This window comes from Halovulum sp. GXIMD14793 (assembly GCF_054457435.1).
In genome coordinates, this window is the sequence record NZ_JBTLNE010000052.1 from 18,762 (window position 1) to 28,089 (window position 9,328).

Genomic DNA, 9,328 nt, shown 5'->3' on the forward strand with positions numbered 1-9,328 from the left:
ATGTCAGGGCTAGATGAAACAGAGGGGCGGCAAGACACTGCCGCCCCCGCCGCATCCGTACCGCTTGCCATCGAACTGAAGGGCATTTCCAAAGCCTTCGGTCCCGTGCAGGCGAACAAGGATATCTCGATCCAGGTTGCCAAGGGCTCTATCCATGGCATCATTGGGGAAAACGGTGCTGGCAAATCGACGCTGATGTCGATCCTTTACGGCTTTTACAAAGCCGATGCCGGGCATATTTTCATTGATGGACAAGAGGTCCAGATCCCCGACAGCCAGGCCGCAATTGCCGCCGGTATCGGTATGGTTTTCCAGCATTTCAAGCTGGTTGAGAATTTCACGGTGCTTGAGAATATCATTCTCGGCGCCGAAGACGGCCGCCTTTTGCAGCCATCGAAGGTCAAGGCGCGCAAGCTGCTGAAAGAGCTGGCCGAGGAATACGAGCTGAATGTCGACCCGGACGCCCTGATCGAGGATCTGTCCGTCGGCCACCAGCAACGCGTTGAAATCCTGAAGGCGCTTTACCGCGAAGCGGATATTCTGATTCTGGATGAACCCACCGGGGTTCTGACACCGGCCGAAGCCGACCACCTGTTCCGCATCCTCAAAGGCCTGCGTGATCAGGGCAAAACCATCATCCTGATCACCCACAAACTGCGCGAGATCATGGACATCACCGACAGCGTCTCGGTCATGCGGCGCGGTGAGATGACCGCGACGGTAAAGACCGCCGAAACCAGCCCGGAAGAGCTGGCCGAATTGATGGTGGGCCGCAAGGTTCTGCTGCGCGTGGACAAGGAACCGGCCAAGCCCGGCAAGGACATTCTACAGGTCGAAAACCTGCGCGTGGTGGATGAAGACGGCGTAGAACGCCTGCGCGGCATTGATCTGACCGTCCGCGCCGGCGAGATTGTCGGCATCGCTGGCGTCTCGGGCAACGGACAGACGCAACTGCTAGAGGTTCTGGGCGGGATCCTGCCTGCCACCGGGACGATCCGCCTGAATGGCGACAGCCTTGACCTGACCGGCACCAAATCCGACGGCCAGTCACGGCGGGCGCGCGGCATCGCCCACGTGCCCGAGGACCGGCAGTCCGAGGGCCTGATCATGGAATTTCAGGCCTGGGAAAACACCGCCTTTGGCTATCACCACGACCCGAAATACCAGCGCAATGCCCTGCTGATGGACAACGCCGCGATCCGCGCGGACGCGCAAGACAAGATGGAACGCTACGATGTCCGCCCGCCCGATATCCGCCTGCAGGCCAAAAGCTTTTCCGGCGGCAATCAGCAAAAAATCGTTCTGGCCCGCGAGATTGAGCGGAACCCCGATCTGCTGCTGATCGGCCAGCCGACCCGCGGCGTCGATATCGGCGCGATCGAGTTTATCCACCAGGAAATCGTCCGCCTGCGCGATCAGGGCAAAGCGATCCTGCTTGTCTCCGTCGAACTGGAAGAAATCCTGTCACTCGCCGACCGCGTCATCGTGATGTTCGATGGCCGTATCATGGGCGAACGCCTGCCGTCCGAGACCGACGAAAAGGAACTGGGAATGCTGATGGCTGGCATGTCCGGCGAAGAAGACGCCTCGCTTGAGGCAATGAAGGCGAACCTGAACAAGGCGGCGCAAAGGAAAAGCCACCGATGAAGAAAATGCCCAAATGGGCCGATGTGGTCCTGATCCCGTTTCTCAGCCTGTCAGTCGCTTTCGTCCTGTCCGGACTGCTGATCTGGAGCATAGGCGAGGACCCGTTCGACGCAATCACGATGATGGTTCAAGGCAGCTTTGCAACCACTTCCGGCTTTGGCCACACGCTCTACTACACGACCAATTTCATATTTACCGGATTGGCCGTTGCGGTGGCTTATCACGCCCGGCTTTTTAATATTGGTGGCGAAGGTCAGGCAACGCTCGGTGGATTGGGCGTAGCACTGGTTTGCCTCAGCATAGACTGGCCACACTGGACCCTGGCCCTGCCCTTTGCAATCTTGGGCGGTGCATTGTTCGGCGCGGCATGGGCCTTTATCCCCGCCTATCTGCAAGCCAAACGCGGCAGCCACATCGTGATCACAACGATCATGTTCAACTTCATTTCTTCTGCCCTGCTTGGCTATCTGTTGCTCAAAGTTCTCAAGCCAAGCGGCAGCCAGGCCGCAGAGACGGCAACTTTCCCCGAAGGTGCCCACCTGCCTACATTCCATGAGATGTTGGCACCTTTTGGAATAGAGTTTTCCAAGCACGCACCCGCGAATGTCAGCTTTCTGGTCGCCTTGCTTTGCTGTGTCGCCTTCTACCTGCTGATCTGGCGCTCACGTCTGGGCTATTCAATTCGCTCTTTCGGTATGTCGGAAAGCGCTGCCGTCTACGCCGGGATTTCACCATCACGTATGATCATCATCGCCATGCTGATCTCGGGCGCTTTGGCCGGGATGATGGCCATCAACAGTGTGATGGGGTACGCAGAACGGCTGATTGACAACTCCGTCAGTCAGGCTGGTTATATCGGTATCGCAGTCGCACTTATGGGTCGCAACCACCCGGTTGGGATTGTTCTTGCCGCCCTGCTGTTTGGTTTTCTCTATCAAGGCGGCGGCGAACTTGCTTTCGAGTTTGGTATCCCACGTGAACTGGTTACAGCCATACAAGGCGTGATTATTCTTCTGACCGGTGCGTTTGATAACATGATCCGCAGACCTGTGGAAAAACTGTTCCTTGCTCTGAACCGCAAGGAGGCATCCGATGCTGCATGAGTATCTGCCGCAGCTGCTTCTGGCCTGGTCGATCCAGTGGATGGGCGTTCTGTCCCCCGGCCCCGGCGTCATGCTGATCCTTGGCGTGGCGACAACCGCCGGGCGCGGCCCGGCCCTCGTCACTACCTTCGGCATCGCCTGCGGGGCTGTGATGTTGGCGATTGCCACCGTGCTGGGTCTGGCAACGCAGGTGTCACAAATCGCCTGGGCGATGACCATGATCAAACTGATCGGCGCCGCTTATCTCGCCTGGCTCGCCTGGGGCAGCTTCAAGAAGGCGCTGAACCCGCCGGAATTGATCCCACGCGCGGTCGAAACCGGCAGTGCCTGGCGGACCGCACTTGGTGGCTTCACCATGCAAATCACCAACCCAAAAGCGATCTTTTTCTGGCTGGCGGTTGCAGCGGCTGGCGGCATTGGCGATGCGCCTGCCCATATCGTCGCCCTGTTCCTGACCGGGGCTTTCGTCAATTCCTATCTGGGCCACGGCGTCTATGCGCTGCTGCTCTCCTCCAACCCGATCCGCGCGGCCTATAGCAGGTTCCGCCGCTGGATCGAGGGGGCCTTAGGCGTGTTTTTCACCATCTTCAGCGTCAAGCTGGCACTATCGCGAGGCTGACCCATGGATTTCATGACCATCATCGACATCCTCGCCAGCACCATGCGGCTGGCCACACCGCTGCTTCTGGCCTGTCTGGCGGGGCTGTTTTCGGAACGCTCCGGCATTGTTGATATCGGGCTAGAGGGCAAGATGCTGGCCGCCGCCTTTCTGGCAGGAGCGGTTGCCACCGTCACCGGCTCGATCTGGCTGGGGCTGCTGGCGGGGATCGGCGGCTCGCTGTGTATCTCAATCCTGCACGGTCTGGCCTCGATCACCTTCAAGGGCGATCAACTGATTTCCGGCGTCGCCCTGAACTTCCTCGCCGCCGGACTGGCGGTGGTTGTCGGGCAAAGCTGGTTCGGCCTTGGCGGACGCACCCCCAGCCTCCAGCGGGATGAGCGCTTTGGCGACCTCAACTGGCCGTTTTCCGAGACGCTGGCCGACACACCCGTTATCGGCCCGATTTATTCAGATCTGCTGTCCGGCCACACGATCCTTGTCTATATCGCCCTGCTGCTGGTGCCGCTCAGCTGGTACGTCCTCTATCGCACCCGCTACGGCCTGCGCCTGCGCGCCGTCGGGGAAAACCCCAGCGCGGTGGATACAGCGGGCGTCTCGGTTACCGGCCTGCGCTGGTCAGCCATCATCATCGCTGGCGTCCTCTGCGGGTTGGCTAGGACCTACCTTGCCTCAATCGCTGCCGGATTTGGCAAAGACATGACCGCCGGACGCGGCTATATCGCGCTGGCAGCGCTGATCTTCGCCAAGTGGCGGCCATGGTACGCACTACTCTCCTGCCTGCTTTTCGGTTTGCTCGAGGCTATCGGCCTCCGCTATCCGAATATCCGTTTTGCCGACCTGACCCCACCGGATTGGGCTCTCACTTTGATCCCCATTGTTCTGGGGATCGCAATCATCACTGCTGCGATCATCGCAATCAGAGCAGAAAAGAAGCGCTACCTGGCCTTGGCCTCGCTGGTGGTGGTCGGTCTCATCTATACAGCAAATCTCGCGGGTCTTATCGATCTGTCATCAATCGTCATTCCAAGCCAGTTCATGCAGGCGCTGCCCTATATCCTGACGGTGATCATTTTGGCCGGGTTCGTCGGCAAAGCCATCCCGCCCCGCGCCTCTGCCCAACCCTATATCAAGGAACGCTAGGCCCATGCACGACGCCCTGATTTCGACCATCCGCGCCAAAGCCGGGGACGCCCCGGTCCGCGTCGGCCTGACCCTCGGCTCCGGCCTTGGCCATATCGCGGGCACCGTCAACGGGGTCGAGATTGACTATGCCGACCTGCCCGGCTTCCCCCATGCCGGTGTCTCAGGCCACAACCCCAAGCTGGTGATCGGCGATCTGGAGGGCGTGCGCGTCGCCGTCCTTGGCGGCCGGGCGCATTACTACGAAAGCGGTCAGGCCGACGCGATGCGCCTGCCGCTAGAGGTCCTCAAAGGCCTTGGCGCAGATACCATGCTGATGACCAATGCCGCCGGCTCCCTGCGCGCCGATATCCCCACCGGGGATGTGATGCTGCTGAGCGACCATATCAATTTCTCGGGCCGCAATCCCCTGATCGGCGAGCCCACCGATGCCCGCTTCGTCAATATGACCGACGCCTACGATCCAGACCTGCGCGCAGCCCTGACAAAGGCCGCCCGCTCCGAAGGCATCGACATGAAAGACGGCGTCTACGCCTGGTATTCCGGCCCCTCCTTCGAAACCCCGGCCGAGATCCGCGCCATCAAAATCCTTGGCGCAGATGCGGTCGGCATGTCCACCGTGCCCGAGGTCATCCTGTCCCGCTTCCTCGGCATGAAAACTGCGGCCATCTCCACGATCACCAACATGGCCGCTGGCATGTCGGACGAGGTCATCAGCCACGACCAAACCAAAGCCATGGCCCCCAAGGGTGCTGCCAAACTCGAACGGATCCTGCGCGCCTGGCTCCGCACCTTCTGACCTTCATTGTTCCAAAAATATCCCCGCCAGAGGCATCCGCCCGCAAGGGCGGATTCTGTGACGTTTATCCCACCGCGCAAAATATCCAGAGATAAGCGCCCTCTAACGCATTGAATTCTTTCACTTCAGCCAGCATCAGCGGATCGAGTTTTTCACGTGACACTCTAGCGGCAGTGCAAAAGCTGGTCTAGAACAGGGGAAACCCTGAAGGTCTGGCTTTATGCAAATCTACCTTCCCATCGCCGAGGTTTCAGTCAACGCCTTCCTTCTGCTGGGGCTGGGCGGGATGGTGGGTGTGCTTTCTGGCATGTTTGGTGTGGGTGGCGGGTTTCTCATGACACCGCTGCTGTTCTTCATCGGCATCCCGCCCGCCGTGGCCGTCGCAACCGAGGCGAACCAGATCGTTGCCTCCTCCTTCTCCGGCGTTCTGGCGCATCTGAAACGCAAGACAGTCGATATCAAGATGGGCATGGTGCTGCTGGTTGGCGGGCTGATCGGGGCTGCTGCCGGGGTGCAGATTTTTAAGATCCTACGCGAAATGGGCCAGGTCGAGCTGCTGGTCTCCCTGTGCTATGTGGTGTTTCTGGGCGTGGTCGGCGGGCTGATGTTTCTTGAAAGCCTCAGCGCGCTCAGGCGCAAACCCGATGCGCCGCGCCCGGTGCGCAAGAAACATGGCTGGGTGCACAAGCTGCCGTTCAAGATGCGCTTTCGGCAAAGCCAGCTGTATATCTCGGCCATCCCGCCACTGCTGATCGGCGTGGTGGTTGGGGTTCTGGCGGCGATCATGGGCGTTGGCGGCGGGTTTATCATGGTCCCGGCGATGATCTATATTCTGGGCATGCCGACCAAGGTGGTCGTTGGCACATCGCTGTTCCAGATCATCTTTGTCACCGGCTTTACCACCCTGATGCACGCCACCCAGAACCAGACCGTCGATGCCGTTCTGGCCCTGCTGTTGCTGATCGGCGGCGTCATTGGTGCACAGATCGGCGCGCGTCTTGGGGTGCGGCTGAAGGCCGAGCAGTTGCGTATCCTGTTGGCTATTCTGGTGCTGGCCGTCTGCGGCAAGCTGGCCTTTGATCTGATCACCACACCGGCCGAGCTCTATTCCATCGGAGACGGGCATTGATCCGCGCCCTGCTATGTCTGCTGGCCCTGACCAGCCCGCTGCTGGCACAGACCGAGCGTGTTGTCGGGGCGCTGTCGCAGAACTCGGTTCAGATCACGGCCAATTTCAACGGGACCGAAATATGGGTTTTTGGAGCGGTCAGCCGGGACGCCCCTGTTGACCCTGGCAAAGGTCCGCTGGAGGTGATTATCTCGGTCCGGGGGCCGGATCAGGAACTGACGGTGCGACGCAAAGAACGCACGCTGGGGATCTGGGCCAATCGTGACGCGGTCGATATCGACTTTGCCCCCAGCTTTTACGCCATCGCCAGCACTGGCCCGCTGGAAGACATCGCCAGCGACTACGAACGGTTTCGCTATCAGATCGGTCTAGACCATGCGGTGCAGGCCTATCCCTATCCCGGGCAGGTTGAGGATATCGGCGAGTTCAAGGACGCTGTGGTGCGTATCCGGCGCGACAATGGGCTTTATGATCTGAAAGAAGGCATCGTGGAGCTGGACGAGGAAACCCTGTTCCGCACCCGCATCCAGTTGCCCGCCAATCTGGTTGAGGGGCTTTATACTGCGCGGATGTACCTGCTGCGCGACCGCAAGGTGGTGAATATCGCGGTGTCTTCCATCAATGTGGAAAAGACCGGGCTGGAGCGGCTGATCTATCGCACCGCGCATGAGCAACCTTTGCTTTATGGGCTGCTATCGCTGGCTGTCGCTTTGTTCGCGGGATGGCTGGCCTCAACCGTGTTCCGGTTGTTGCGTCGTTAGACCCGCCTTTGGCGGGTGCCTCCGGCGGGGATATTTATGGAACAATGAAAGGTTAGCCCAGGTGGTCGGTGGTCAGCGGGTCTGTCGGGCGGGCCAGGCGGTAGCGGGTGACCCAGTGCAGGCGGGTTTCGGCGCGGGTGATGGCGACATAGGCGAGGCGTTTCCATAGGGGGATGCCGGCCTCGGTCCGGCCGGCGCGGGCGGCGGCGTAAAGGTCGGGGGCGAAGACCTGAACCTCGGGCCATTGGGAGCCTTGCGCCTTGTGGGTGGTGCAGGCCGCGCCATGCAGGAAGCTGGCCCCCATACGGGCGGCTGACAGGATGTCGGGGTCTTCGCGGTCCGGGATTTCCACCTTGATGATCGAGGCGGCGGTAACCTGCGGGTTTTCTGCCCCCAGCACATGCAGGCGCGCAAAGCCAGGTTTGGAGCCGTCGCCCATATAGACCACCTGCGCGCCTTTGATCAGGCCGCGGGCCTCTAGGTCGATGCGTTTTTTGCGGTGTTTCAGCGGCAGTTCGATACCATCGCAGATCAGCGGCTCTCCGGGCAGCAGGCGGTCCGGTGGTGCCGCGAAAGCGCTGCGGAAGGCGGCGATCAGGCGGATGCGGGTGGCGTTGCGCCAGACCAGCACCGGTGCGCGGGCCATGGCGGCGGCATCGACGCGTTCGGCGACGATGACGCGGTCATCCTTGCGGGCGGCTTCCTCGATCAGGCGTTCGAACGCGGTGAAATCGAGGTCGGGGTTGCCAAGCGCGTGGGCCAGATCGAGGATGGGGTTGTCGGCCTGCTGTCGGTGGATGCGGTGCAGTTCCAGCTTGCGCGGTGCTGGCAGGGCGTCGAAGCACATTGCGCCGGACTGGTTCACCGGGGCCAGCTGGGCGGGGTCGCCGAACAGGATCAGGGTCGGGAAAATCTCTTGCAGATCCTCCATCTGTTTGTCGTCGAGCATGGAGGCCTCGTCGACAAAGCCGATATCCAGCGGATCCTCGCGCCGTTTCCAGCCGGTGATGAAATCCGAGCCGCGCAAGCCTGCCGTTGCCAGTGCGCCGGGGACGGACGGCTGGGTTTGGAAGAAGGCATAGGCGCGGTCCAGCGCCTCTTCGGTGAGGCCTTCGATCTGGGGCTTTTCGCCGTCGCCGGTCAGCCAAAGGGCGATTTTTTCGTATTCCGGGTCATAGACCGGGGTGTAGAGGATGCGGTGCAGTGTGGTGGCCGGAACGCCACGGCTGCGCAGGACGCTGGCGGCCTTGTTGGTGGGGGCCAGGATCGCGAGGGTGCGTTTGTCCTTGCGGCGGCGGTTTTCAAATTCGGCCGAGACTGTCTCGACCCCTGCCTCTTTCAGTGCATCGGCGAGTTGCGCCAGAAGCAGGGTTTTACCCGATCCTGCCTTGCCCAGCACGGCCAGAACACCCGGCGATGTATCTGAGGGGATCGTAGCCCCCTCCACCAGATCGATACCGGCGCGCGACAGCGTTTCTGCGATGGTGTCCCAGGCGGCGGCCTGGTCTTCGGAAAGTTGGGGGACAGTTTTCATGCCCCCTTCTATCGCGGATTTCCGGGAAGCTGAATCAGGTTTTGCCCATGGAGGACAAAATACCCGGTTTCACGCAGCGACCGCAGGTGCATGGTCGGGAAAGGACATCTCGAACCAGTGGCTGCCATCATCGACCGACAGACCGGCATTCGCAGCAATCTGTGCGCGGATGGTTTCGGAAAATGGCCAGAGGCCAACGCAGATTTTGCTGCGGCCCTGCCCCTCAGCGCCGACAATCTCGGGCTGCCAGCCGATGGATTTGTAGATCCGGCGCATCCGGTAATCGAACACACCGACGGAGCTTTCCAGACCAAAGCGCAGGCCCAGTTCATGGTCAGCCAGCATCACGCCCCCGGCCACCTGCTTGCCCTGTGCTGCGGCTTTGGGCGAGATGCAGAACCGGGTGCATTCCCAGATCAACGGGCTGGCGATGGTCACGCCGCCGGTCAGGTGGGTGAAGTGTTCATTTACCATGTGACCTGCCCCCCGAAACTTCCCTCGTTCTGATGTAGAGTTTGCTCAACCTTTTGAAGGAGCAAACGAATGCGAAAGAGCCGTTTCACGGAAGTCCAAATCATTGGGATGATCAAAGA

At 60.6% G+C, this 9,328-nt stretch carries 9 protein-coding genes; 7 read left to right on the plus strand and 2 right to left on the minus strand.

All coding sequences use genetic code 11. The annotated features are described in order from the left end of the window. The 7 genes from ACW9UQ_RS14385 to ACW9UQ_RS14415 all read left to right on the plus strand — a co-directional run bounded on the left by ACW9UQ_RS14385 (window position 1) and on the right by ACW9UQ_RS14415 (window position 7,201). Window positions 1-1,647: an ABC transporter ATP-binding protein gene (locus ACW9UQ_RS14385; protein WP_458931715.1), complete on the plus strand. Its 1,647-nt coding sequence runs from the start codon at window positions 1-3 to the stop codon at window positions 1,645-1,647. After that, window positions 1,644-2,750, plus strand: coding sequence for an ABC transporter permease (locus ACW9UQ_RS14390; RefSeq protein WP_458931716.1), 1,107 nt, complete (start codon window positions 1,644-1,646; stop codon window positions 2,748-2,750). Before ACW9UQ_RS14385 ends, ACW9UQ_RS14390 begins: the two co-directional genes overlap by 4 nt. Beyond that, a complete protein-coding gene (locus tag ACW9UQ_RS14395) occupies window positions 2,740-3,369 on the plus strand; it encodes a LysE family translocator (protein ID WP_458931717.1) in 630 nt (209 codons plus the stop codon). Before ACW9UQ_RS14390 ends, ACW9UQ_RS14395 begins: the two co-directional genes overlap by 11 nt. A 3-nt stretch (window positions 3,370-3,372) precedes the next feature. Beyond that, window positions 3,373-4,512, plus strand: a complete 1,140-nt coding sequence (locus tag ACW9UQ_RS14400; RefSeq protein ID WP_458931718.1) for an ABC transporter permease — start codon at window positions 3,373-3,375, stop codon at window positions 4,510-4,512. A 4-nt stretch (window positions 4,513-4,516) separates the two neighbouring features. After that, on the plus strand, window positions 4,517-5,311 hold the full coding sequence (locus ACW9UQ_RS14405; RefSeq protein WP_458931719.1) for a purine-nucleoside phosphorylase: 795 nt from the start codon (window positions 4,517-4,519) through the stop codon (window positions 5,309-5,311). A gap of 220 nt (window positions 5,312-5,531) precedes the next feature. Continuing rightward, window positions 5,532-6,440 (plus strand): sulfite exporter TauE/SafE family protein, encoded by a 909-nt coding sequence (locus ACW9UQ_RS14410; protein WP_458931720.1) that lies wholly within the window; start codon window positions 5,532-5,534, stop codon window positions 6,438-6,440. Next, window positions 6,437-7,201, plus strand: a complete 765-nt coding sequence (locus ACW9UQ_RS14415; RefSeq protein ID WP_458931721.1) for a TIGR02186 family protein — start codon at window positions 6,437-6,439, stop codon at window positions 7,199-7,201. Before ACW9UQ_RS14410 ends, ACW9UQ_RS14415 begins: the two co-directional genes overlap by 4 nt. A 52-nt stretch (window positions 7,202-7,253) precedes the next feature. Here the strand turns inward: ACW9UQ_RS14415 and ACW9UQ_RS14420 are convergent, their stop codons facing one another. Continuing rightward, window positions 7,254-8,735, minus strand: coding sequence for an AAA family ATPase (locus ACW9UQ_RS14420; RefSeq protein ID WP_458931722.1), 1,482 nt, complete (start codon window positions 8,733-8,735; stop codon window positions 7,254-7,256). 69 nt (window positions 8,736-8,804) lie between these two features. After that, on the minus strand, window positions 8,805-9,209 hold the full coding sequence (locus ACW9UQ_RS14425; protein ID WP_458931723.1) for an acyl-homoserine-lactone synthase: 405 nt from the start codon (window positions 9,207-9,209) through the stop codon (window positions 8,805-8,807). Window positions 9,210-9,328: the final 119 nt, after the last annotated feature.